Origin of the sequence: Aeromicrobium sp. SORGH_AS_0981 (genome assembly GCF_031453195.1) — a bacterium.
Lineage (GTDB): Bacteria > Actinomycetota > Actinomycetes > Propionibacteriales > Nocardioidaceae > Aeromicrobium.
The window spans coordinates 2,710,666-2,733,902 of the sequence record NZ_JAVIZD010000001.1; the positions used below are offsets into that span (position 1 = coordinate 2,710,666).

Annotated in this window: 21 protein-coding genes; 14 read left to right on the plus strand and 7 right to left on the minus strand. The window is 71.5% G+C overall.

The annotated features are described in order from the left end of the window. Positions 1-692 precede the first annotated feature (692 nt). The 3 genes from QE370_RS13585 to prcA are packed head-to-tail and all read left to right on the plus strand — an operon-like array spanning position 693 to position 2,427. A complete protein-coding gene (locus QE370_RS13585; RefSeq protein WP_067857466.1) occupies positions 693-893 on the plus strand; it encodes a ubiquitin-like protein Pup in 201 nt (66 codons plus the stop codon). A gap of 11 nt (positions 894-904) precedes the next feature. Beyond that, positions 905-1,720 (plus strand): proteasome subunit beta, encoded by an 816-nt coding sequence (gene prcB / locus QE370_RS13590; protein ID WP_309634662.1) that lies wholly within the window; start codon positions 905-907, stop codon positions 1,718-1,720. Between the two features lie 11 nt (positions 1,721-1,731). Then, positions 1,732-2,427 carry a proteasome subunit alpha gene (gene prcA / locus QE370_RS13595; RefSeq protein WP_253025364.1) on the plus strand — a complete coding sequence of 232 codons (696 nt, stop codon included), beginning with the start codon at positions 1,732-1,734 and terminating at the stop codon, positions 2,425-2,427. A 44-nt stretch (positions 2,428-2,471) separates the two neighbouring features. Here the strand turns inward: prcA and QE370_RS13600 are convergent, their stop codons facing one another. Next, the gene (locus QE370_RS13600; RefSeq protein ID WP_309634663.1) at positions 2,472-3,452 is read right to left on the minus strand and encodes an aldo/keto reductase; all 981 of its coding nucleotides are present in this window, start codon (positions 3,450-3,452) and stop codon (positions 2,472-2,474) included. Positions 3,453-3,529: 77 nt separating this feature from the next. Between QE370_RS13600 and pafA the strand changes: the two genes are divergently transcribed. The 8 genes from pafA (at position 3,530) to QE370_RS13640 (ending at position 12,742) form a co-directional block, all read left to right on the plus strand. Further along, complete coding sequence (gene pafA, locus QE370_RS13605) at positions 3,530-4,891, plus strand: Pup--protein ligase (protein WP_253025368.1); 1,362 nt, start codon at positions 3,530-3,532, stop codon at positions 4,889-4,891. 108 nt (positions 4,892-4,999) lie between these two features. Beyond that, positions 5,000-5,923 carry an FKBP-type peptidyl-prolyl cis-trans isomerase gene (locus QE370_RS13610; protein ID WP_309634664.1) on the plus strand — a complete coding sequence of 308 codons (924 nt, stop codon included), beginning with the start codon at positions 5,000-5,002 and terminating at the stop codon, positions 5,921-5,923. 20 nt (positions 5,924-5,943) lie between these two features. Beyond that, positions 5,944-6,930, plus strand: coding sequence for a WYL domain-containing protein (locus QE370_RS13615; protein WP_309634665.1), 987 nt, complete (start codon positions 5,944-5,946; stop codon positions 6,928-6,930). Next, positions 6,927-7,892 carry a WYL domain-containing protein gene (locus QE370_RS13620; protein WP_309634666.1) on the plus strand — a complete coding sequence of 322 codons (966 nt, stop codon included), beginning with the start codon at positions 6,927-6,929 and terminating at the stop codon, positions 7,890-7,892. The genes QE370_RS13615 and QE370_RS13620 overlap by 4 nt, the downstream gene beginning before the upstream one ends. Positions 7,893-7,917: 25 nt before the next feature. Continuing rightward, positions 7,918-8,181 carry a twin-arginine translocase TatA/TatE family subunit gene (gene tatA / locus QE370_RS18225; RefSeq protein WP_305883270.1) on the plus strand — a complete coding sequence of 88 codons (264 nt, stop codon included), beginning with the start codon at positions 7,918-7,920 and terminating at the stop codon, positions 8,179-8,181. Between the two features lie 3 nt (positions 8,182-8,184). Further along, the gene (gene tatC / locus QE370_RS13630; protein WP_253023463.1) at positions 8,185-9,042 is read left to right on the plus strand and encodes a twin-arginine translocase subunit TatC; all 858 of its coding nucleotides are present in this window, start codon (positions 8,185-8,187) and stop codon (positions 9,040-9,042) included. A gap of 33 nt (positions 9,043-9,075) precedes the next feature. Next, positions 9,076-9,945 carry a YegS/Rv2252/BmrU family lipid kinase gene (locus QE370_RS13635; RefSeq protein ID WP_309634667.1) on the plus strand — a complete coding sequence of 290 codons (870 nt, stop codon included), beginning with the start codon at positions 9,076-9,078 and terminating at the stop codon, positions 9,943-9,945. Between the two features lie 19 nt (positions 9,946-9,964). After that, positions 9,965-12,742: a DEAD/DEAH box helicase gene (locus QE370_RS13640; protein ID WP_309634668.1), complete on the plus strand. Its 2,778-nt coding sequence runs from the start codon at positions 9,965-9,967 to the stop codon at positions 12,740-12,742. On the opposite strand, the gene QE370_RS13645 is transcribed toward QE370_RS13640, so the two are convergent. Together QE370_RS13645 and QE370_RS13650 are read right to left on the minus strand one after the other, a co-directional pair. Next, on the minus strand, positions 12,732-13,694 hold the full coding sequence (locus QE370_RS13645) for a 5'-3' exonuclease (protein ID WP_309634669.1): 963 nt from the start codon (positions 13,692-13,694) through the stop codon (positions 12,732-12,734). The genes QE370_RS13640 and QE370_RS13645 overlap by 11 nt on opposite strands. A gap of 349 nt (positions 13,695-14,043) precedes the next feature. Then, positions 14,044-15,597: a M20/M25/M40 family metallo-hydrolase gene (locus QE370_RS13650; RefSeq protein ID WP_309634670.1), complete on the minus strand. Its 1,554-nt coding sequence runs from the start codon at positions 15,595-15,597 to the stop codon at positions 14,044-14,046. Between the two features lie 107 nt (positions 15,598-15,704). Here QE370_RS13650 and QE370_RS13655 point away from each other — a divergent pair, with 107 nt between their 5' ends. From QE370_RS13655 to QE370_RS13665, 3 genes are read left to right on the plus strand one after another with little or no spacing between them, the layout of a single operon-like run. Next, the gene (locus QE370_RS13655; protein ID WP_253023453.1) at positions 15,705-16,781 is read left to right on the plus strand and encodes a Xaa-Pro peptidase family protein; all 1,077 of its coding nucleotides are present in this window, start codon (positions 15,705-15,707) and stop codon (positions 16,779-16,781) included. A 13-nt stretch (positions 16,782-16,794) separates the two neighbouring features. Further along, the gene (lnt, locus tag QE370_RS13660; RefSeq protein WP_309634671.1) at positions 16,795-18,294 is read left to right on the plus strand and encodes an apolipoprotein N-acyltransferase; all 1,500 of its coding nucleotides are present in this window, start codon (positions 16,795-16,797) and stop codon (positions 18,292-18,294) included. 14 nt (positions 18,295-18,308) lie between these two features. Further along, the gene (locus tag QE370_RS13665) at positions 18,309-19,100 is read left to right on the plus strand and encodes a polyprenol monophosphomannose synthase (RefSeq protein ID WP_396127836.1); all 792 of its coding nucleotides are present in this window, start codon (positions 18,309-18,311) and stop codon (positions 19,098-19,100) included. A gap of 1 nt (position 19,101) precedes the next feature. Here the strand turns inward: QE370_RS13665 and QE370_RS13670 are convergent, their stop codons facing one another. The 4 genes from QE370_RS13670 to QE370_RS13685 all read right to left on the minus strand — a co-directional run bounded on the left by QE370_RS13670 (position 19,102) and on the right by QE370_RS13685 (position 23,235). Next, positions 19,102-19,476, minus strand: a complete 375-nt coding sequence (locus QE370_RS13670; protein WP_067857424.1) for an RNA polymerase-binding protein RbpA — start codon at positions 19,474-19,476, stop codon at positions 19,102-19,104. Positions 19,477-19,538: 62 nt separating this feature from the next. Next, a complete protein-coding gene (locus tag QE370_RS13675; RefSeq protein WP_253023449.1) occupies positions 19,539-20,864 on the minus strand; it encodes an MFS transporter in 1,326 nt (441 codons plus the stop codon). Further along, the gene (locus tag QE370_RS13680) at positions 20,851-21,636 is read right to left on the minus strand and encodes a glycerophosphodiester phosphodiesterase (RefSeq protein ID WP_309634673.1); all 786 of its coding nucleotides are present in this window, start codon (positions 21,634-21,636) and stop codon (positions 20,851-20,853) included. The genes QE370_RS13675 and QE370_RS13680 overlap by 14 nt, the downstream gene beginning before the upstream one ends. 63 nt (positions 21,637-21,699) lie before the next feature. Next, positions 21,700-23,235 (minus strand): UDP-N-acetylglucosamine 1-carboxyvinyltransferase, encoded by a 1,536-nt coding sequence (locus QE370_RS13685; protein ID WP_067857415.1) that lies wholly within the window; start codon positions 23,233-23,235, stop codon positions 21,700-21,702. Positions 23,236-23,237: the final 2 nt, after the last annotated feature.

The window sequence follows — 23,237 nt, forward strand, 5'->3', positions numbered from 1 at the left end:
GCCGCAGGGGATCTGTGCTTGCTGGTGCGCTGCCGTAGAGGGGTCTCGTCGTGCTGCTGCGCTGCGTCGGCGTTCGCTGTGTCTGGTCTCCGAAAGGGCCTCGACCGGGCGACTGGCATCCGCGCTGGTCCGGGGTCTCGGGCTGCGGGTTGCGCTCGGGGTGGACGTTCATTTCTGCGTTCGTGTGCGGGAGGGCCAGGGATTCTGCGTTCGCTACGGGATCCCGTCGCGAACGCAGAGACATCTGCGCCGGCAGCCCGCTATCGGTGGATCTTCAACCGCAGAACGGCTCCTGCGGTTGCAGATTCACCGATAGGACGCGCCGACGCAGAACGGTGGGTCAAGAACGCAGAAGCGAAGAATCGTGCGTCATCCAGAGGCCCAGACCAGACCCGGAGACCCGAAGCCAGCCCCGGGCCCGCTGCCGGTCGAGGCCCTTTCGGAGGCCGCCCCCAGCGCCAGCCGAGGCAGCGCACCAGCAAGGTCACGAGGCCCGCAGGCAGCGCACCAGCAAGGTCACGAGGCCCGCAGGCAGCGCACCGGCACGGTGACGACCACCGCCGCCCGCGCACCGGCAACCACACGACCACCGCAGGCAGCGCACCGACCATGCCCACGCCCCCGCGCACGACGCACCCGCACCACGTCGAAACCCGAGCGGCGCGTGGGCCTCAGGGGGCTAGGGTGAACCCATGGCCGAGCAGCAGCACAGGACGCCCCGCAGGTCCGACGACGAGCAGGCGGAGACCGCCGAGACCACCGCGCCCCAGGACACCGAGCGCAAGGAGAAGCTCGACGACGACGTCGACGCGATCCTCGGCGACATCGACGACGTCCTCGAGGAGAACGCCGAGGAGTTCGTCCGCAGCTTCGTGCAGAAGGGCGGCCAGTGAACGGCCCAGCGATGCTGCCCGACGGATACCGTTCGGTGGGTGGCTCGTCGTTCGCCGACCTGCTCGCCTCGCAGGCACCCGAGATGATGCCCGGTGCGGCCGGAGCCGTTTCCGGTGAGCTCGCGGGCGTCGCGCATGGCACCACCATCGTGGCCGCCACGTTCGCCGACGGCGTCGTCATGGCCGGCGACCGCCGTGCGACGATGGGCAACGTCATCGCGCAGCGCGACATCCAGAAGGTCTTCCCGACCGACGAGTACTCGTGCGTCGGCATCGCCGGCACGGCCGGCATCGCGATCGAGATGACCCGGCTCTTCCAGGTCGAGCTCGAGCACTACGAGAAGATCGAGGGCGCGACGCTGTCGACCGACGGCAAGGCCAATCGGCTCGCCACCCTCATCCGCGGCAACCTCGGCATGGCCATGCAGGGCCTCGCCGTCGTGCCGCTGTTCGCGGCCTACGACCTCGACCAGCAGTGCGGGCGCATCTTCGCCTTCGACGTCACCGGCAACAAGAACGAGGAGCGTACCTTCCACTCCGTCGGCTCCGGCTCGACGTTCGCGCGCGGCTCGCTCAAGAAGCTGTACGCCGAGGGCATGGACGAGCGCTCGGCCGTCACCGCCGTCATCCAGGCGCTCTACGACGCGGCCGACGACGACACCGCCACCGGTGGCCCGGACCTCACGCGGCGGATCTTCCCGCTGGTCAGCGTCATCACCGCCGACGGCTACCGGGCGTGGGACGAGGCGGAGACCGCCGCCGTCGCCGACGCCGTGATCGGCGGCCGCATGACCCGTCCCGACGGGCCCTCGGCCCCCCTCACCTGAGGAGACCCAGCATGACCGCACCGTTCTACGTCTCGCCCGAGCAGCTCATGAAGGACCGGGCCGACTTCGCGCGCAAGGGCATCGCCCGTGGCCGCAGCGTCGTCGTGGTCCAGTACGTCGACGGCATCCTGCTCGTCGCCGAGAACCCCTCGCAGGCGCTGCACAAGATCAGCGAGATCTACGACCGCATCGGCTTCGCGGCGGTCGGTCGCTACAACGAGTTCGAGAACCTGCGCATCGCCGGCGTCCGGCTCGCCGACATGCGTGGCTACGCCTACGACCGGCGCGACGTCACCGGTCGTGGGCTGGCCAACGCCTACGCGCAGACGCTCGGCACGATCTTCTCCTCCGGCGGCGAGAAGCCGTACGAGGTCGAGATCTTCGTGGCCGAGGTGGGCGACGACGCTGCCGCCGACCAGGTGTACCGCCTCACCTACGACGGCTCGGTCGCCGACGTCCGTGGTCACGGCGTGATGGGCGGACAGAGCGAGCAGGTCGACGCGCACCTCACCGAGCACTACACGGAGGGCCTCGGGCTGGAGGAGGCGTTGCGGCTCGCCGCTGCTGCGCTCGGCGAGGACAGCACCCCCGCCCGGGAGATCGTCGCCTCCGACCTCGAGGTCGCCGTGCTCGACCGCACGCGCAGCCAGCCCCGCAAGTTCAAGCGGCTCACCGACGCGGCCGTCGCCGACGCCCTCGCCGGCTGACCTCGCTGCGGGGGCAGGACACGCTGTCCCGCCCCCGGAGGCGGTCACCAGCGCGGGTGCACGGACTCCCGCAGGTGCTCGTCGTAGATCCGCCGCACGCCCTCGAGCACGGACGCGTCGAGGGTGACGTCGGCGGCCGCCGCGTTGCCCCGTGCCTGCTCGGGGTTCCGGGCGCCGGGGATGACGGTGCTCACGCCGTCCTGCGCGACGACCCAGGCCAGCGCGGCCTGCGCCGGCGTCACGCCGTCGGGCAGCAGCGCGGCGAACTCCTGGGCGGCCCGCACGCCGACCTCGAAGTCGACGCCGGAGAAGGTCTCGCCCACGTCGAACGCCTCGCCGTTGCGGTTGTAGGTCCGGTGGTCGTCGGACGCGAACGTCGTGTCACGCGTGTAGCGGCCGCTCAGCAGCCCGCTCGCGAGCGGGACGCGCGCGATGATGCCGACGCCGGCCTCGTGGGCGGCCGGGAGCACCGCGTCGAGCGGCTTGAGCCGGAACGCGTTGAGGATGATCTGGACCGACGCGACGTTCGGGCGGGCGATCGCCGCGAGGGCCTGGTCGCACGTCTCGACGCTGACGCCGTACGCGGCGAGCAGGCCCTCCTCGACCAGCGTGTCGAGCGCGTCGTAGACCTCGTCGTCCTCCACGACGGCGGTCGGCGGGCAGTGCAGCTGCACGAGGTCGAGGGTGTCGACGTCCAGGTTGCGGCGGGAGCGGTCCGTCCAGGCGCGGAAGTTCTCCATCACGTAGTTCTCGGGCACCTGGTCCAGACGGCGCCCCATCTTCGTGGCCACCGTGAGGTCCAGGTCGGGGTGGGCGCGCCGGAACGCGGCGATCGCCTGCTCGCTGCGACCGTCGCCGTACACGTCGGCCGTGTCGAGGAAGGTCACGCCCGACTCGACGGCCGCCTCCAGGACGGCGGCGGCGTCGTCGCTGCTCACCTCGCCCCAGTCCGCTCCGAGCTGCCACGTGCCGAGACCGACGACCGACACGTCGCGGCCGGTCCTTCCGAGAGTCCTGTGCTCCATGGCGACGACCCTACGGCCGCCTCGAGCACGCGGCGCTTCGAACCCCATCGGCTGGGACTCAGGACTACGCTGACGACATGGACCGGCGGATCTTCGGGATCGAGAACGAGTACGGCGTCACCTGCTCGTTCAAGGGACAGCGTCGTCTGTCGCCCGACGAGGTCGCGCGGTACCTCTTCCGTCGCGTCGTGTCATGGGGGCGCAGCAGCAACGTCTTCCTGCGCAACGGCGCCCGGCTCTACCTCGACGTCGGCAGCCACCCCGAGTACGCGACGCCCGAGTGCGACGACCTCGTCGACCTCGTCACCCACGACCGCGCGGGGGAGCGGATCCTCGAGGGCCTCATGCTCGACGCGCAGCAGCGGCTCGCCGATGACGGCGTCGACGGCGACATCTACCTCTTCAAGAACAACACCGACTCCGCCGGCAACTCCTACGGCTGCCACGAGAACTACCTGGTCGGCCGCGGTGGCGAGTTCAACCGGATCGCCGACGTGCTCATCCCGTTCCTCGTGTCGCGGCAGATCATCTGCGGAGCCGGCAAGGTCCAGCAGACGCCGCGCGGCACGATCTTCTCGGTGAGCCAGCGGGCCGAGCACATCTGGGAGGGCGTCTCGAGCGCCACGACCCGCTCGCGTCCCATCATCAACACGCGCGACGAGCCGCACGCCGACGCCGAGCGCTTCCGCCGTCTGCACGTCATCGTCGGCGACTCGAACATGAGCGAGACGACGACGCTGCTCAAGGTCGCCACGACCGACCTCGTGCTGCGGATGATCGAGGCCGGCGTGGTCATGCGCGACATGACCCTCGAGAACCCGATCCGCGCGATCCGCGAGATCTCCCACGACATGACCGGGCGTCGCACGGTCCAGCTGGCCAACGGCCGCGAGCTGTCGGCGCTGGAGATCCAGGCCGAGTACTTCGCGAAGGCGGCGGAGTTCGTCGACCGGCACGGTCTGCACACGCCCACCATCGACCGGACGATGGACCTCTGGGAGCGGACGCTCAAGGCCGTGGAGTCCGAGGACCTCACGCTCGTGGAGCGCGAGATCGACTGGGTCATCAAGTTCCGCATGCTCGACCGCTACCGCACGGCGCACGGTCTCAGCTGGGCCGACCCCCGCATCGCACAGCTCGACCTCGCGTACCACGACATCCGCCGCGACCGCGGCATCTTCTACCTGCTGCAGAACCGCGGCGCCGTCGCCCGGGTGACGAACGACCGCGACGTCTTCGCGGCCAAGTCGGTCCCGCCGCAGACCACCCGCGCGAAGCTGCGTGGCGACTTCATCAAGCGCGCGCAGGAGCGTCGACGCGACTTCACCGTCGACTGGGTGCACCTCAAGCTCAACGACCAGGCGCAGCGGACGGTGCTCTGCAAGGACCCGTTCCGCGCCGCCGACGACCGGGTCCAGAGGCTCATCGACGGCATGTGAGCACGGGACCCGCCCGACGTCCGCAGCGTGTTCTGGGCGGTCGTTCAGGCTGCTCTTGGTCGGTGCCGATAGCGTGACGGAGGCCATCACCTCGACGAAAGTGATTCCGTGCGTCGCCAACTCGCCCTCGCCCTGACCTCTGTCCTCGCGCTCGTGCTCGCCGGCTGCGGCGCCGGGTCCGACGGACTCGACGACGTGAAGGTCAGCTCGGCCAAGAGCCCCTCCGTCACGGTCCCCGACGACTTCACCGCGTCGGCCACCGAGACGCGCGTGGTCAAGGAGGGCAGCGGCGCCGAGGTGAAGGACGGTGACACCGTCAAGCTGAACTACGTCGCGGTCAACGGGCGCACCGGCAAGCAGTTCGACAACTCCTTCAAGGCCGAGCGTCCGCTCACCACGAAGCTGTCGACCGAGAGCGTGCTGGCGGGCTTCGTCAAGGGACTCACCGGCCAGAAGGTCGGCAGCCGCGTGCTCGTGGCGATCCCGCCGAAGGACGGCTTCAAGGACGGCCAGGCCCAGTCGCAGGCCGAGCAGACCCTCGGCGTGAAGAAGGACGACACGATGGTCTTCCTCTTCGACATCGTCGGCAAGGTCGGCACCGAGGCCAAGGGCACGGCCCAGAAGCTGCCCAGCAGCGTGCCGTCCATCGTGCTGAAGGACGGCCAGCCGAGCGGCTTCAAGGACGGCAAGAGCGTCATGAAGGACCCCAAGCGGCCCGCCGCGTACGTCGCGATCAAGGGCGACGGCGAGAAGGTCAAGAAGGGTGCGGAGATCACCGCGCAGTACGTCGGCCAGGTCTACCCCGACGGCAAGGTCTTCGACAGCAGCTGGGGCCGCGGCGCGCCGGCGTCGTTCTCCCTCGACCAGGTCATCGCGTGCTGGAAGGACGAGCTCCCGGGGCAGACCATCGGCAGCCGCGTCGTGCTCGTCTGCCCCGCCGACAGCGCCTACGGCGACAAGCCGCCGGCCGGCAGCGACATCAAGGCGGGCGACACCCTGGCCTTCGCGATCGACATCCTGGACGCGTCCTGACCGTCTGACATGCTGGGGGCGTGGCCGACCGCAAGACCGAGAGGTTGATGAACCTCATCTTCACCCTCCTCGTCACCCGTCAGTACCTGTCGAAGGACCAGATCCGCCAGGCGATCGCCGACTACCGCGAGTCCAACCAGGTCGCGTTCGAGCGCAAGTTCGAGCGGGACAAGGAAGAGCTGCGCGAGCTGGGCATCGCCGTGGAGACCGGCACCAACGACAAGTACTTCGACGACGAGCCCGGCTACCGCATCCGCCGTGACACCGCCGAGCTGCCCGACCTCGACCTGACCCGCGAGGAGGCTGCGGTGCTGGGCCTCGCCGCCCAGGTGTGGGAGCACGCCGGACTCGCCTCGAGCTCCACGTCGGCGCTCGTGAAGCTGAAGGCGGCCGGCGTCGACGTCGACACCGACGTGCTCCGCATGGCCGAGCCGAAGCTGTCGGCCCACGAGCCCGCCTTCGAGGTCGCGCTCGACGCGGCCGCCCGCAGCGTGCCCGTGCGCTTCGCCTACCGGCGCCCTGGGGCCGACGAGCCGACGCAGCGGCACGTGGAGCCGTGGCGGATCCTCTCGTGGCGCGGACGCTGGTACCTGGTGGGCCACGACGTCGACCGCGACGCGCCGCGGATGTTCCGGCTCTCGCGCGTCGTGGGCGACCTCGAGCTGCACGGCGAGCCCGGCGCGTTCCGCCGTCCGCCGGAGGAGGTCGTCTCGGCCGCCGCCACCGCGCTCTTCCCGCGTCCGGCCGACCGCACCGCCCGGCTGAGCGTGGCCGAGCGGCGCGCCAACGCGCTGCGTCGGACCGCCACGCACGTGGAGACCGGCGACGACGGCCGCGACGTGCTCGTCGTCCCGTTCTCGACCGGGTGGGACCTCGCGGCCGAGATCGCGTCGTACGGGCCCGACGTCGTCGTGCTCGACCCGCCCGACCTGCGCGACCAGGTCGTCGCCCGGCTGCGCGCGGTTCTGGCCGACACCGGACCGTCGAGCTCGGCGGTGGGCGCGTGACGCGGCCCGCGAACCGTTCCGCGCAGCAGGTCGTGCGGATGCTGGCGCTCGTGCCGTACCTGCAGGGCAACGACGGCGTGCCCGTGCGCGAGGTGGCCCGCGAGTTCGGGGTGACGCCCAAGCAGATCCGCGACGACCTGCGCCTGCTCATGTTCACGGGCGTGGGGGAGTACGCCGGCGAGCTGATCGACGTCGACCTCGCGGCGCTGGAGATCGACGACGTCATCCACATCCGCGACGCGGAGTTCCTCAGTCGGCCCCTGCGGCTCACGGCCGACGAGGGCGTTGCGCTCGTGGCTGCCCTGCGCACCCTGCGGGCGTCGGCGTCGGGGTCGCAGCTGCCCATCGTCGACGCGGCGCTCGCGAAGCTCGAGACGGCGGTGGCCGCCGAGGGCGCCGTCGAGGCGGTCGACGTGCACGTCGCCGACGTCGACCCGGCCGTGCGCGACACCGTGGCCGCGGCGCTCGCCGACGGGCACCGCCTCGAGATCGACTACGCCACCGACTCCCGCGACGACGTCACCACGCGCGAGGTTGACCCGCAGCGGCTCTTCACGCGACAGGGCCACACCTACCTCGAGGCGTACTGCCTGCGCGCCGACGACGTGCGCTTCTTCCGCCTCGACCGCGTCGTGCGTGCCGCCGACACCGGCCGGCTCGCCCAGCGGCACGACACGACGTCGCGCGACCTGGGCGACGACCTCTTCGAGGTCGGCGAGCAGACCCCCTCCGCCGTCCTCGACCTCGACCCCGCCGCGCACTGGCTCACCGAGTACTACACCGTCGAGGAGCTGGGCGACGTCGACGGCCGACGTCGCGTCCGGTTGTACGGTGGCGACGAGGCGTGGCTGCGTCGACTCGTGCTGCGCAACGGTGGCACCGTCCACGTGGTCGAGCCCGCCACACTCCGCGTACAGGTCCTGGACACCGCCCGTTCAGCCCTCGCGGCGTACGATGGTTGAGACCGCACCCGACGAAAGAGGCACCATGTTCAGGCAGATCGGCCCCACGGAGATCCTCCTCATCCTCGGCGTGGTCCTGCTGCTGTTCGGAGGCCGCAAGCTCCCCGAGCTCGCCCGCGGCTCCGGACGCGCGCTGCGCATCTTCAAGTCCGAGGTCAAGGAGCTCAAGGACGACGACAAGCCGTCCCACGACCTCGACGGCGAGGTCGTCGACGAGGACGGCGCCCGTACCGAGGCGACCGCCCGCTCCGAGCAGCTGCGCCGCGACGGCACGTCCGAGCAGGCGTAGGTCTTGGCGTCGCTGAGCGGCGCGCCGTCCGGGGCCGCGGGCGGCACCATGCCGCTCGTGGAGCACCTGCGGGAGCTCCGCTCCCGACTCACGCGCGCGGTCATCGCGATCGCCGTCTTCACGATCCTCGGGCTCGTCTTCTACGCCCCGATCCTGAACTTCCTCACGCACCCGTACAACGAGATGCGTCCGCTGCTGGAGCGCGAGGGCATCGACACCCAGCTGATCATCACCGGCGTCGGCGGCGCGTTCCAGTACCAGCTGAAGATCTCGCTCGTGTTCGGGCTGCTGGCCTCGAGCCCGTTCTGGCTCTGGCAGATCTGGGCCTTCGTGCTGCCGGCCCTGCACCGGCACGAGAAGCGGTGGGCGCTCCTGCTCGCAGGCACCGGAGCGCCCCTGTTCATCGGCGGCGCGGCGCTCGCCTACGTGGTGCTGCCGAAGGCGATGGAGATCCTCATCGGCTTCGTGCCCGACGGGTTCGGGTCGCTGGTCACGGGCGCCGAGTACTTCGACTTCATCGTCAAGATGATGCTGGTGTTCGGCGTCGCCGCCGAGATCCCTCTGGTCGTCGTGCTGCTCAACCGACTGGGACTGGTCTCGGCCAAGCAGCTCGCGTCGGCCCGGCCGTGGACGATCATCGGCATCTTCGTGTTCGCCGCGATCGCCACGCCCACCACCGACCCGCTGACCATGCTGTTCCTCGCGGTGCCGATGACGATCCTGTACCTCATCTCCGAGGTCATCGCGAAGCTCACCGACCGCAGGCGCGGACGCGAACGGGTCGACGAGACGGCGGACGACGACGCGTCGCCGCTGGACGGGCCGTCCGAGCTCGAGGGTCCGTCGTCGGTCGACGACTGAGCGACGGACGGCGGACCCCCTAGGCTGTCCGCCATGCTCGTGACACTGGTGGTGAACCCGGTCTCCGGCCGCCGCCAGGGCGAGCGGATCGCTGTAGCCGCCACGGCGCGACTCACCGGTGCGGGGCACCGGGTGGCCCGGATCCACAGCAGCGACGGCGCACAGGCACGGGAGGCCGTCGCGCGCGAGGTGGCGGCCGGCGCCGAGCTGGTGCTCGTCGTCGGGGGTGACGGGCTGCTGCACGACGTGCTGCCCGCCGTGGCGGAGCGCGACGTCACGGTCGGTCTGCTGCCCGCGGGGACGGGCAACGACACCGCCCGCGCGCTGGGTCTGCCGGTCGGCGACCCGGACGCGGCGCTCGACGTCGTGCTGCGCGGACGCACCCGTGCCGTCGACCTCGCGAGCACCGACCGCGGACACGTCGTCACCGTGGTGGCGTCCGGGTTCGACTCGAAGGTCAACGAGCGCGCCAACGCCATGAGGTGGCCGCGCGGGAACCAGCGCTACAACCTCGCGATCCTCGCCGAGCTGAGGACGTTCCAGCCGCTGCCGTTCAGCCTCGACCTCGACGGGACGCGGCTCGACACCGAGGCGATGCTGGTGGCCGTCGGCAACGGCCCGTCGTTCGGCGGCGGCCTGCGCATCGCCGAGGGGGCCGTCATGGACGACGGGCTGCTCGACGTGTGCGTCATCCGGCCGGTGAGCAAGGCGAGGCTCGTGCGGGTGTTCCCGCAGCTGTACCGCGGCACGCACGTGGACCTGCCGGAGTTCGAGCGGCACCGAGTGCGGCGTGTGCACCTCGCCTGCCCCGACGTCGTCGCGTACGGCGACGGCGAGCGTCTGGGCCCGCTGCCGCTCACCGTGACGGTCCTCGAGCGCGCGTTGCGCGTGCTCGTGCCCTGAGGGTCCGTAGGCTGGGGGCATGACGAGCCCGGCCGAGAAGTTCGCCCAGGCCTCGGCCACGAGACGTCACCCCCACCTCGCGGAGTTCCGCGGGCTGCACGGGTTCACGCTCGACCCTTTCCAGGTGCAGGCGTGCCAGGAGGTCGAGGCGGGCCGCGGCGTGCTCGTGGCGGCGCCCACGGGGTCGGGCAAGACGATCGTGGGCGAGTTCGCCGTGCACCTCGCGCTCGCGACCGGGCGCAAGTGCTTCTACACGACGCCCATCAAGGCACTCTCCAACCAGAAGTTCCACGACCTCGTCGAGCGCTACGGCGCCGACCGGGTGGGGCTCCTGACGGGAGACAGCACCGTCAACGGCGAGGCGCCGGTCGTCGTCATGACGACCGAGGTGCTGCGCAACATGCTCTACGCGGGCTCGCGGACCCTCGACGGGCTCGGCTACGTGGTCATGGACGAGGTGCACTACCTCGCCGACCGCTTCCGCGGCGCCGTGTGGGAGGAGGTCATCATCGGCCTGCCCGAGTCGGTCAGCGTCGTCTCCCTGTCGGCGACGGTCTCCAACGCCGAGGAGTTCGGCGACTGGCTGAGTGAGGTGCGCGGGTCGACCACGACGATCGTCGAGGAGCGCAGGCCCGTGCCCCTGCACCAGCACGTGCTCGTGGGGCGCAAGATGTTCCCGCTCTTCGAGGACGATGCGGCGGAGTCGGCACCCGGGTCCGGGAACGAGGCCGTGCGCGTGAACCGTCAGCTCGAGAGCATGGCCCGTCAGGACTGGCAGCTCGACCGAGCCCGCAAGGGCGGTGGCCGGGGTCGGCCGCCGAAGGGTCACCGGCGACCGCAGAGCAGGCACCGCACGCCGAGCCGCGTCGAGGTGGTGGAGAAGCTCGAGGCCGAGGGTCTGCTGCCCGCCATCGTGTTCGTGTTCAGCCGCGCGGGCTGCGCAGCCGCCGTCCAGCAGCTGCTCGACGCCCGGGTCATGCTGACCACTCCCGACGAGCGACGCGAGATCGAGGACCGCGTCGACGAGGCGTGCGCGCACCTGCCCGACGAGGACCTGCACGTCCTCGGCTTCCACGAGCTGCGCGAGGGGCTGGGTCGCGGTGTCGCCGCCCACCACGCCGGCATGTTGCCCGCGTTCAAGGAGGTCGTCGAGCAGCTGTTCAGCGACGGCCTCGTCAAGGTCGTGTTCGCCACCGAGACGCTGGCGCTCGGCATCAACATGCCCGCCCGGTCGGTCGTCATCGAGCGGCTCACCAAGTGGAACGGCGAGGCGCACGTGAACGTGACGCCGGGGGAGTACACCCAGCTCACCGGCCGTGCGGGACGTCGCGGCATCGACGTCGAGGGTCACGGCGTGGTGCTGTGGCAGCCGCAGCTCGACCCCAAGCAGGTCGCGGGTCTCGCGTCGACGCGGACGTACCCGCTCAACTCCTCGTTCCGCCCGTCGTACAACATGGCGGTCAACCTCGTCGACCAGATGGGACGCCAGCCCGCGCGCGAGCTGCTGGAGCAGTCGTTCGCGCAGTTCCAGGCCGACCGTGCCGTCGTCGGGATGGTGCGCCAGATCCGCAAGGCCGACGACGCGCTCGAGGGGTACCGTGAGGCGGCGCAGTGCCACCTCGGCGACTTTCTCGAGTACGCGCGCCTGCGCCGCGAGCTGGGCGAGATCGAGTCGTCGGGCGCACGTCAGCGCAAGGCCGACCGACGCCAGGACGCGGTCGCGTCGATGGCGAGGCTGCGCGCGGGTGACGTCATCAACGTGCCCGGCGGCAAGTTCGCGGGGCTCGCCGTCGTCCTCGACCCCGGTGTCGTCGGCGCGGACGAGGCTCCACGGCCGCTCGTGCTCACCGCCAGCCGCCACTCGCGTCGTCTGGGTCCGGTCGACTTCCCGGTGCCGGTCGAGCCGATCACGCGCATGCGGATCCCGAAGTCGTTCAACGCGCGCAACGCGCAGGCCCGGCGCGACCTCGCGTCGTCCCTGCGCAACCGCGCCGAGGGGCTGCGCTGGCAGACCGACACGCCCTACCGTCCCGACCGGCCGACGGAGCGGGTCACGGACGAGCGCACCGATCCGCGCGTGGCCGAGCTGCGTGCCGCGCTCAAGGCGCACCCCTGCCACGCCTGCCCCGACCGCGAGGCGCACGCCCGGTGGGCCGAGCGGTACACGAAGCTCGAGCGCGACACCGAGCAGCAGCGTCGACGCATCGAGCAGCGCACGAACACCGTCGCCCGTCAGTTCGACCGTGTCTGCGACGTGCTCGACGAGCTCGGCTACCTCGACGGCGACACCGTCACGCCGGACGGTCGCCGCCTGCAGCGCCTCTACAGCGAGCTCGACCTGCTGGTCAGCGAGTGCCTGCGGCGCGGGGTCTGGGACGGGCTCGACCCGGCCCAGCTCGCGGCCGTCCTGTCGGGCCTGACGTTCGAGAGCCGCAAGGACGACCCGCCGGCGCCGCGCTTCCCGGATCGCACGACGCTCGACGTCTCCGAGGAGATGGCGCTGCTCTGCACCGACCTGCAGGCGCTCGAGCGCCAGCACCGTGTGAAGTTCCTGAGCACGCCCGACTTCGGGTTCGCGGAGACGGCGGCCGCCTGGGTCGGGGGAGCGTCGCTCGACGACGTGCTGCGGACCACGGGCATGGCGGCCGGTGACTTCGTGCGGGCCATGAAGCAGCTCATCGACCTCGTCGCCCAGGTGGCCGACGCCGCCGGCCCCGGCCCGCTGCGGACCACCGCCCGCCAGAGCCTCGACGGGCTGCGACGCGGCGTCGTGTCGTACTCCTCGCTCAGCGGCTGAGCGCGCTCGTGAGGCGCTCGACGACACCGCCGAGGCCCCACGTGGTGCCGAAGGCCTCGAGCGCGTCGCGCTGCTCGGGCGAGAGGGGCGCGAGCGCACGGACGACGTCGGTGCCGCACACGTCGCCGCGCACCCGCACGACCTGGCGCATGACGCCGACGAGCTCCTCGTTCTCGACGAGCGAGGCCCGCACCCGCGGCTTCACGGCGGAGTCGGGGTCGTGCGCGGCCGCGAGGATGCCGTCGAGGTCGCCGTAGGCGTCGAGCAGCAGGGCGGCGGTCTTCTCGCCGATCCCCGGCACGCCGGGGATGCCGTCGGAGGTGTCGCCGCGCATGGTCGCGAAGTCGGCGTACTGCTGCGGCTCGACGCCGTACTTGGCGCGGATCCAGGCAGCGTCGACCACGTCGGCCGACGACACCCCGCGCGCCGTGTAGAGGACCCTGACGCCGGCGTCGTCGTCGACGAGCTGGAAGAGGTCGCGGTCGCCGGTGACGACGTCGACAGGCCCGTCCCACGCCTGCGCGAGGCTGCCGATGACGTCGTCGGCCTCCGCGCCCTCGCGGCCGACGACCGGGATCCCGAGGATGCCGAGCGCCTCGGCGATGAGCGGCACCTGCGGCGTGAGCAGCTCGGGCGACTCCTCGGCCGCGCCGGTGCCGCCCGCGCCGTCGCTGCTCGCCTCGCCCAGGCCGTCCTCGCTGGCCTGCGCGACGCGGTGCGTCTTGTACGACGGCAGCAGGTCGACCCGCCACTGCGGACGCCAGTCGTCGTCCCAGCACGCGACGACCGCGTCGGGACCGTGCTGGTCGACCAGCGTCGAGACGAAGTCGAGCAGACCACGCAGCGCGTTGACGACCGTCCCGTCCGGCGCCTTGAACGAGTCGGGCACGCCGTAGAAGGCACGGAAGTACAGACTGGCGGAGTCGAGCAGGAGCAGGCGTCCGGTGGTCACGCGCTCAGCCTAGGCCGTCGCCGGGACACCGGATGGACGCAGAGCTCGTCGCCGTCGGTCAGGACGACCCACGGGACCTCGCCCTGCTCCACGTCCAGGGCAGGCGCGCCGAGCTGGAGGAGTCGTCCGCTGGCGGACGCGAGGTCGTCTGCCGAGGCAGCGACGTCGATACGAGGACGGTTGACACGGAATTCTCAGCGGTGCACGGAAAGCAAGCCGTGCACGCCTCAGATTCCCGTGCGCGGTGGAGATTCCCAGGTCGACCTGGGAATCTCCACGACCGGGAACACCATCGCCCGTTCGGGCGAGCCGAACGGGCGATGGTGCTCCGGAACGTGGTGAAGGGCCGTCAGCGCTGGGCGGCGGGGCCCTCCGTGACCTTCGGGGCCTTCTTGACGGTGGCGTTCGTCCGCACCTTCGTGCGGGCGCCGTCGCCGTAGAGGCCCTTCTTCGACAGGCCCAGCGTGGCGACGGCGTGGGCCGCGCCGTCGGTGAGCTGACCGAGCACCGTGGTGTTCACGCGGGTGATGTCGTCCTGCGGCGTGTGGTAGTTCGGGTCGAGGATCTCGCCCGCCGTCCCACCGTAGATGCTCGCCTGACGCTCGGTCTTCACGTCGTCGGCACCGCTGAACAGACCGCCGGCCGGGATGCCGTACTGGATGAACGGACCGTAGTCGGAGCGACCGTCGAACTCGGTCGGGTCGGTCGCGAGCCGGGCCCGGCCGAAGTAGTCGGTGAAGACCTTCTCGATCTGGCCCGAGCCGGCGGGACCGGCGGTGCCGAACGACGAGCCGTCCCCGTCGTAGACCAGGCGCACGTAGTTCGGCGAGCCGAGCATGTCGAAGTTCAGGTTCGCATAGATCTTCGAGCGCGCACCGTCGGACAGCGAGTCGACGTAGTGCTGCGAGCCCAGCAGGCCGAGCTCCTCAGCGCCCCAGAACGCGAACCGCACCGGACGCTGCAGCTTCTTCGTGTAGCCGGTCCTCGCGAGCTGCTTCGCGATCTCCAGCGTGCCGGCCACACCGGTGCCGTTGTCGTTGATCCCGGGGCCCTCGGGCACCGAGTCCAGGTGCGCGCCGACCACGACGACCTGGTCGTCGTGCTTCGTGCGACGCGGCCAGTCGGCGATGAGGTTGTGCGTCTCACGCTCCAGGTCGGTGACGGTGTCGGTGGTGACCGAGGCGGTGGCGCCACCCGCTCTCACGTCGTCGACGAGCGCCACGGCGTCGTCGTACGACAGGCCCACGACCGGGAGGTCGACCGGCGAGCCGAGCGTCCCGGTGGTCAGCTCGGTGCGGTCCGGGTTGCCCTCGTTGAAGATGATGACGGCGTCGTAGCCGGCGGCCTTGGCGTTCGACGCCTTCAGGCCGAAGTCGCAGGTGCCGCGCTGCACGAGCGCGACCGAGGGCTCCGCCGGAGCCGGCTCGAAGTCGGCCGCCTCGCAGCCCGACGTGCTGCTGGGCGTGGGCGAGGCCGGGATGACGACGTCCTTGGTGGGGACGACGGGCCCGGTGACCGTGCCGGAGCCGGAGTAGGTGAAGACGCCGGTCTCGAGCGTCTTCTCCTCCGGCGTGCGCTGCACCAGCGTCGCCGGGCTGTTCTCGGCGAAGAACGGGAAGGTGAAGGTCTGCTCGCGGACCCGGTAGCCGGCCGCACGCAGCGTCTTGGCGACGTAGTCAGACGACGCCTCGTAGCCGGGCAGCCCCGACGCGCGGTTGCCGCCGTTGCGGTTCGCGATGGTCTGCAGCTGACGCAGGTGCTGCAGCACCCCGTTGACCTGGACGGCCTGCGTCAACCTCTTCGTGTCGACCTCCGGCTTCGAGCCACCGGCGACGGCCGGCGACGCGGAGACGAGGCCTGCGGACAGGACGACCGCTGCGGTGGCAGCGACGATCTTGCGCATGGGGATCCCCCGATCCACTCGTGATGTGATCCGTACACCCTAGGGGAGACGCGCCGCCACGGCACCTGTCGACGGCCGTGGCAGTCCCCACGACGTAGGCTCGACGCGTGACCTCCCGTTGGACCCGTGCCCAAGACCTCGCCCGCAGCCGGTCCGTCGGGGCCCTGCTCATCACCCCGGGCGCCGACCTGCGCTACCTGACCGGCTACCACGCCAAGCCGCTCGAGCGTCTGACCTGCCTCGTCGTGCCTGCCGACGGCGACCCGGTGCTCGTCGCGCCCGCCCTCGAGCGCGCTGCGGCGGAGGCGTCGGGCGTGGAGGTCGAGATCGCGACCTTCGGCGAGACCGACGACCCGTACGCCCTCGTCGGGTCCCTGCTGCCCGCGGACTCCGTCGTCGCGGTCGACAACCAGATGTGGGCCGAGCGGGTGCTGGCCTTCCAGCGACGCTTCGCCGACGTCCGCCTGGCCGGCCCGCTGCTCGCCGAGCTGCGGATGCGCAAGGACCCGCAGGAGGTCGCGGCCCTGCGTGACGCTGGTGCCGCGATCGACCGCGTGCACCAGCGCATGGGGGAGTGGCTGCGACCCGGCCGCACCGAGCGCGAGGTCGGCGCCGACATCGGACGCGCCATCCTCGAGGAGGGTCACGAGCAGGTCGACTTCGTCATCGTCGGCTCCGGCCCCAACGGCGCCTCCCCGCACCACGAGGTCTCGGACCGCGTGATCCAGGAGGGCGACCCCGTCGTCGTCGACATCGGCGGCACGAACGCGGCCGGCTACTGCTCGGACTGCACCCGCAACTACCTGGCCGGCGGCACCGCCCCTCGTGAGTACCTCGACGCCTACGCGGTGCTGGAGGAGGCGCAGCAGGTGCAGCGCGAGCACGCCCGCCCGGGCGTCACCGCCGAGTCGGTCGACGCGGTCGGACGTCAGGTGATCGCCGACGCCGGCCTCGGACATCTCTTCATCCACCGCACGGGCCACGGCATCGGCACCGAGACGCACGAGGAGCCGTACATCGTGGAGGGCAACGACCTCGTCCTCGAGCCCGGCATGGCCTTCTCGATCGAGCCCGGCGTGTACCTCGAGGGCCGGTACGGCGCGCGGATCGAGGACATCGCCGTGTGTACCGACGACGGGCTCGAGGTGCTGAACACCACGCCTCGCTCGCTGACGGTCCTGTGACCCGGCCGCGGCCGTGAGGTGGTGGCTGGCGGCACCGTGCGCCGCGGTCGCGGGACTGCTCAGCGCGGCCGCGTTCGACCCGTGGTCGGTGCCCTACGCGATGATCGTCGGCGTCGCGCTGCTCGTGTGGGTGCTGCGTCGTCAACGTGACGCGCGGGTCGCGGCGGTGCTCCTCTCCGGTGCGCTGTACGGCGCGGCCTTCATGGGTCCGCTCATCTGGTGGATGAACGCCGTGAGCAGCGGCGCCTACGTCGCCCTCGTCGCGGCGCAGGTCGTGATGCTCGCCATCATCGCGGTGCCGCTGCGCGCGGCCCTGCGGCTGCCGGGCTGGCCGCTCTGGGGAGCTGCGGCGTGGGTGCTGGGGGAGCAGGTGCGCAGCGGCTTCCCGTTCAGCGGCTTCCCGTGGGGCCGGCTCGCCCACACGGCGATCGACACCCCGCTGGCCCCCTACGCCCGCCTGGTCGGCATGCCGGGCACGTCGGCGCTGCTGTTCCTGCTCGCGGCGATGCTCGTGGTGCTCGCCGGCGCCGGGATCGCCCGGCGCTCGCTCGCCGTCGGCGTCGTCGTCGCGGTGGTCGTCGCGGGTCTGTTCCTGCCGTCCGGGCTCGCCGGTGCGGGACCGGAGCGCCGGATCGCGGCCGTCCAGGGCAACACGCCCGGCGCGTTCCTCACCTGGCCACGCGGCGAGATCGGCGCCCTGCACCTCGCCGAGACGCAGCGCTACGCCGACGCCGTGTCCGCCGGCACCGAGCGTGCTCCGGACCTCGTCGTCTGGCCCGAGAACGCGCTCGACGTCGACCCGTTCGCCGACCCCGTGCTGGCCGGTCGCATCCAGGCCCTCGTGCAGCAGCTCGGCGCACCCATCCTCGTCGGCGCGATCCTCGACGGACTCTCCGACCGCACCGCCTACAACGCGGGCATCGTCTGGGACGGTGACGGCCCCGGCGAGGTCTACGTGAAGCGCAAGCTGGTGCCCTACGGCGAGTACGTCCCGTTCCGACGCGAGCTGGGCGAGCTCGTGCCGCGCATCGACCGCGACATCCCGCGCGACATGCTGCCCGGTCGGCGGGCCGGCGACCTGCGCGCGGGCTCGGTCGTCGTGGGCGACACGATCTGCTGGGACATCGCCTACGACGGCGTCGTGGAGCAGGCCGTGCGTGGCGGCGCCGAGGTGCTCGTGGTCCAGACCAGCAACGCCAGCTTCACCGGGACGTCGCAGCCCGACCAGCAGTTCAAGATCTCCCGGCTGCGCGCCATCGAGACCGGACGCTGGGTGGTCGTGCCGTCCACCAACGGCATCAGCGGCATCATCGACGCCAGCGGGCGCGTCGTGGCCGAGGCGCCGCGCGAGCAGCCGGCGACGCTGGTCGCCGACGTGGGCACCGCGACCGGCCAGACCCCCGCGACGCGCGCCGGCCGCTGGCCGGCCGTCGCGCTGATGACCCTCGGGCTCCTAGGCTGGGTCCTCGGAGCACGCGACCTGCGCCGGTCGCGGCGGAGGGAGCACGCGTGAGGGTCCTGGTCGTCATGCCCACCTACGAGGAGGCGGACAGCCTCCCGGGCGTGCTGCAGCGTCTGCGCACGTCGGAGCCCGACGTCGACGTGCTCGTCGTCGACGACGCGTCGCCCGACGGCACGGGCGAGCTCGCGGAGCAGGTCGCGGCGACGGATCCCGGCGTGCACGTGATGCACCGCAGCGGCAAGGCGGGGCTCGGCGTGGCCTACCGGGCCGGTTTCGCCTGGGGCCTCGAGCGCGGCTACGACGTGCTCGTCGAGATGGACGCCGACGGCTCGCACCTGCCCGAGGAGCTGGGCTCGCTGGTCGAGGCCGCCCGGACGGCCGACCTCGTCATCGGGTCACGCTGGGTCGCCGGCGGCTCGGTCGTGAACTGGCCGTGGTACCGCCGGCTGATCTCGCGCGGGGGCACCCTCTACGCGCGGATCGCGCTCGGGCTGCCCGTCCACGACGCGACGGCCGGCTTCCGCGCGTTCCGCGCCGACACGCTGCGTCGCATCGACGTGGCCGGCGTGGCGTCGCAGGGCTACTGCTTCCAGATCGACATGACCCGTCGGGTGCACGAGGCGGGGCTGCAGGTCGTCGAGGTGCCGGTGACGTTCGTCGAGCGCGAGCTCGGCACGTCGAAGATGAGCTCGTCGATCGTGCGGGAGGCGCTCTGGCGCGTCACGGTGTGGGGACTGGCACGGCTTGTCCCCGGACACCGCCGCCGCGCCCAACGGATCACCCCCGGACACGGCGAGACCCCGGCGCCGGGCCGGGGTCTCGGGTCGTCGTCCGACGCGGGGCGCGAGCCCCGCTGAGTCAGGCGGACTTCTTCTTGCGACGGTGCAGGTGGGGCGGTCCGATCTCGCCGGAGCGCAGCAGCTCCAGGCGCTCGGTGAGGATCTCCTCCAGCTCGGTCTCCGAGCGGCGCTCCAGCAGCATGTCCCAGTGGGTACGTGCCGCCTTCTCCTCCTTCTTCTCCGGCGCGGTGCCGTCGCGAAGTCGGCCGATGCGACCCGTCTTCGGGTCCTCCCACTCGTAGGGGATCTCGGCCTCGTCGGACATCACGACCAGGAAGCTGTGTCCGTCGTCGCAGACGTACTCGATCTCCTGACGAGGGGCCATCTCGACCCCGCGCTCGTCCTCGAAGCTCTGGGCGCCCAGCCGGGCCCCCCGCAGTGCTCGTTCAGCCATGGGTCACTCCTCTCGTAGGTGACAACGTAGGTCACCCCCTTGAGATTCCCCTGAGGAGCGGGTCAGCGCATCTCGAGTGCCTTGTCGCGGACCTGCGCCGGGACGAGCAGCAGGGCGACCAGGCCCAGGCCGAGCACCAGGATGAGCCCGAGGATGCCCCACCGGTCGTCGCCGCCGACGAAGGCGAACAGGCCGAAGAACGTCGGGGCGAGGAACGACGCCGCCCGCCCGGTCATCGCGTAGAGGCCGAAGTTCTGGCCTTCCTTGCCCGGGGCCGTGAGGCGTGCGAGGTACGTTCGCGACGCCGACTGCGCCGGACCGACGAACAGGCACAGCAGCAGGCCGAAGACCCAGAACCCGGCCGTGCCGTGCACGAAGACGAGGACCACGCCGACGACGATGAGGGACACCAGCGAGAAGACGATGACGCGGCGCGGACCGAGGCGGTCGTCGAGCCGTCCCGCGACGATGGCACCGCCGGCGGCGGCGACGTTGGCGGCGATCGCGAAGTAGATGACCGTGTCGCTGGTGAACCCGTAGACCGACACCGCGATCACGCCGCCGAAGGTGAACACGCCCGCGAGGCCGTCGCGGAACAGGGCGCTCGCGAGGAGGAACTGCAGCGTCACGCGGTCGTCGCGCCACATGCCGCGCAGCTCGGCGAACAGCACGCGGTAGGACTCCACGAAGCCGGCCCGGGGGAGCGGGCTGGCCTCCGCCGGCAGCTCGGGCACGGCGAGCAGCACGGGGAGTGCGAAGACGAGGAACCAGGCGGCCGAGACGACCGCGACGACGCGGATGTTGAGCCCCTCGTCGGTCGACACGCCCAGCAGGCCGCCGTCGCCGCTGATGAACCCGAGGAACACGACGAGCAGCAGCACGATGCCACCGAGGTAGCCGAACCCCCAGCCGATGCCGGAGACCCGGCCCACCGTTGCCGGCGTGGACACCTGGCGCAGCATCGCGAAGTAGGGCACCTGGGCGAGCTCGAAGAGCACCGTGCCGACCGCCAGGAGCAGCAGGCCCAGCCACAGGTGGTGGTAGTCGTCCTTGACGAAGAACATCAGCGCCATGCAGGTGACGACCGCGCCCGTGAGGAGGGCGAGGGAGCGCTTGCGCCGGCCGCCGCCGTCGGAGCGCTGGCCGAGGACCGGCGCCAGCACGGCGATGACGAGCGACGCGGCAGCGATGGACCACGCGAGCCACGTGCTCGGCGAGACGGGACCGGGCAGCCCCTTGCCGACGCTGTCGGTGAGGTAGACCGAGAAGACGAACGTGACGATCACGGCGTTGAAGGCCGCGGACCCCCAGTCCCATAGCGACCAGGCGACGACCTGGCCGGTGCGGGTGCGCGCGGCGACGGCGTCGCCCGTCTCAGTGCGGCTCATCGGGCCAGCTCCCTCGTTCGTCCAGGACGTCGCGCAGGACGTCGGGCCGGTCGGTGACGATCCCGTCGACGCCGATCTCGAGCAACGTTCTCATCTCGTCGGGGTCATCGACGGTCCACACGTGCACCTGCAGGCCGGTCTCGTGCGCGCGGCGGACGAAGCGCGGGGTGACGACCGTGACCGGACCTCGCCGCACGGGCACCTGCACGCAGTGCACACCGCGACGTGCCGCGAGCCGGCGCACCCAGCGCGTCGGACCGAGCTTGAGCGCGGCGATCTCCAGCGGTCCGCCGGAGCGGGCCGCTCCGGGGCACAGCGCGCGGAGCCGACCGAGGCGGGCGCCGGAGAACGACGCCAGGCAGACACGGTCCTCGGCGCGCGCCTCCTGCACGACCTTGACGGTCGCCTCGACGGCGCCGTCGGCCTTGACGTCGATGTTGAAGCGGGCGTCGGGCAGGGTCGCGAGGAGGTCGGCGAGGCGGGGGACCGGCTCGCGCCCGGCCACCGGCACGCGGTCGATCTCGGCCGACGTCAGCGCGGCGATCGGCGTCTCGACACCCGTCATCCGGCCGAGGTGCTCGTCGTGGAAGGCGTACACGACACCGTCGACCGAGACGTGGACGTCGGTCTCGAGGAAGACGTAGCCGAGGGCCACGGCGTTGCGGAACGCCGTCAGGGTGTTCTCGATGCCGTCGTTCGCCGGGAGTCCGGCTCCCCCGCGGTGCGCGAGCGCGAGGGGAAGGGGCGCGTCGAGGTACGGGTGCGGGGACACGTCGACCACGCTAGCCCGACTCGGGTCCAGTGGGGGCGCGCCGCGCGCCCCTCACGCCGTACGTCAGATGTCGCGGAAGGTCTCGATCTGCGCGCCCAGGGCGTTGAGGCGCTCGGCGAGGTCCTCGTAGCCGCGGTTGATCACGTAGACGCTGCGCAGGACCGACGTGCCCTTCGCGGCCAGCATGGCGAGCAGGATGACGACGGCGGGCCGCAGCGCCGGCGGGCACACGATCTCGGTGCCGCTCCAGTGCGTGGGACCGTCCACGAGCACGCGGTGCGGGTCGAGCAGCTTGACGCGTGCGCCGAGCTTGTTCAGCTCGGTCAGGTAGATGGCGCGGTTCTCGTAGACCCAGTCGTGCAGGAGGGTCTGGCCCTGCGCGGTCGCCGCGATGACGGCGAAGAACGGCAGGTTGTCGATGTTGAGGCCCGGGAAGGGCATCGGGTGCACCTTGTCGATCGGCGCGCGCAGGTCCGACGGATAGGTGGTGATGTCGACCAGCCGGGTCTGTCCGTTCTCGGCGGCGTACTCGGCGCTGCGGTCGTAGCGGAAGCCCATCTCCTCCAGCAGCGCGAGCTCGATCTCCATGAACTCGATCGGCACGCGGCGCACGGTGATGCTCGACTGCGTGACGATGGCCGCCGCGATGAGGCTCATCGCCTCGATCGGGTCCTCGCTCGGGGCGTAGTCGACGTCGGTGTTGATGCGCGGCTTGCCGGTCACGCGCAGCGTCGTCGTGCCGATGCCCTCGATGCCGACGCCGAGCTTCTCGAGGAAGAAGCAGAGGTCCTGCACCATGTAGTTCGGGCTGGCGTTGCGGATGACCGTGACGCCGTCGTAGCGGGCCGCCGCCAGCAGCGCGTTCTCGGTGACGGTGTCGCCGCGCTCGGTGAGCACGATCGGCCGCTCCGGGCCGACGCCCCGGGCGGCGTCGACGTGGTAGCTGCCCTCGGTCGCGACCACCTTCAGGCCGAAGGGGCGCAGGGCCGTCATGTGCGGCTCGACGGTGCGGGTGCCGAGGTCGCAGCCGCCCGCGTACGGCAGCTCGAACTGGTCGACGCGGTGCATGAGCGGGCCGAGGAACATGATGATGCTGCGGGTGCGTCGGGCTGCGGCCTCGTCCATCGCCGCGAGGTCGAGCTGCGCGGGCACGACGAGCTCGAGGTCGCCCTCGTCGCCGAGCCACCGGGTGCGGACGCCGATCGACGACAGCACCTCGAGCAGACGGTTCACCTCCTCGATCCGCGCGACCTTGCGCAGGATCGTGGTGCCCTCGTTCAGCAGCGAGGCGCAGAGCAGGGCCACACCGGCGTTCTTGCTCGACTTCACGTCGATCGCACCCGACAGCTGGGTGCCGCCCTTGACCCGCAGGTGGCTCGGGCCGGACGTGCCGACGCTCACGATCTCGGAGTCGAGCGCGGTGCCGATCCGGGCGATCATCTCCAGCGTCAGGTTCTGCTGGCCCTTCTCGATCCGGTTCACCGCACTCTGGCTGGTGCGCAGCTCCGTCGCGAGCTCCGACTGCGTCAGCCCACTGTGCTGACGTGCGTCGCGGATGAGGGTGCCGATGCGGGCCAGGTAGTCGTCGCGTGCGCTCACCC

Excerpts from the sequence above, each read along its gene's own strand:
- QE370_RS13670 (WP_067857424.1), bottom strand. The coding sequence starts at position 19,476 with ATGGCTGAACGAGCACTGCGGGGGGCCCGGCTGGGCGCCCAGAGCTTC.
- QE370_RS13600 (WP_309634663.1), bottom strand. The coding sequence starts at position 3,452 with ATGGAGCACAGGACTCTCGGAAGGACCGGCCGCGACGTGTCGGTCGTC.
- QE370_RS13640 (WP_309634668.1), top strand. The coding sequence starts at position 9,965 with ATGACGAGCCCGGCCGAGAAGTTCGCCCAGGCCTCGGCCACGAGACGT.
- QE370_RS13650 (WP_309634670.1), bottom strand. The coding sequence starts at position 15,597 with ATGCGCAAGATCGTCGCTGCCACCGCAGCGGTCGTCCTGTCCGCAGGC.
- QE370_RS13585 (WP_067857466.1), top strand. The coding sequence starts at position 693 with ATGGCCGAGCAGCAGCACAGGACGCCCCGCAGGTCCGACGACGAGCAG.
- QE370_RS13665 (WP_396127836.1), top strand. The coding sequence starts at position 18,309 with ATGCCCACCTACGAGGAGGCGGACAGCCTCCCGGGCGTGCTGCAGCGT.
- QE370_RS13635 (WP_309634667.1), top strand. The coding sequence starts at position 9,076 with ATGCTCGTGACACTGGTGGTGAACCCGGTCTCCGGCCGCCGCCAGGGC.
- QE370_RS13675 (WP_253023449.1), bottom strand. The coding sequence starts at position 20,864 with ATGAGCCGCACTGAGACGGGCGACGCCGTCGCCGCGCGCACCCGCACC.
- prcA (WP_253025364.1), top strand. The coding sequence starts at position 1,732 with ATGACCGCACCGTTCTACGTCTCGCCCGAGCAGCTCATGAAGGACCGG.
- prcB (WP_309634662.1), top strand. The coding sequence starts at position 905 with ATGCTGCCCGACGGATACCGTTCGGTGGGTGGCTCGTCGTTCGCCGAC.
- pafA (WP_253025368.1), top strand. The coding sequence starts at position 3,530 with ATGGACCGGCGGATCTTCGGGATCGAGAACGAGTACGGCGTCACCTGC.
- tatA (WP_305883270.1), top strand. The coding sequence starts at position 7,918 with ATGTTCAGGCAGATCGGCCCCACGGAGATCCTCCTCATCCTCGGCGTG.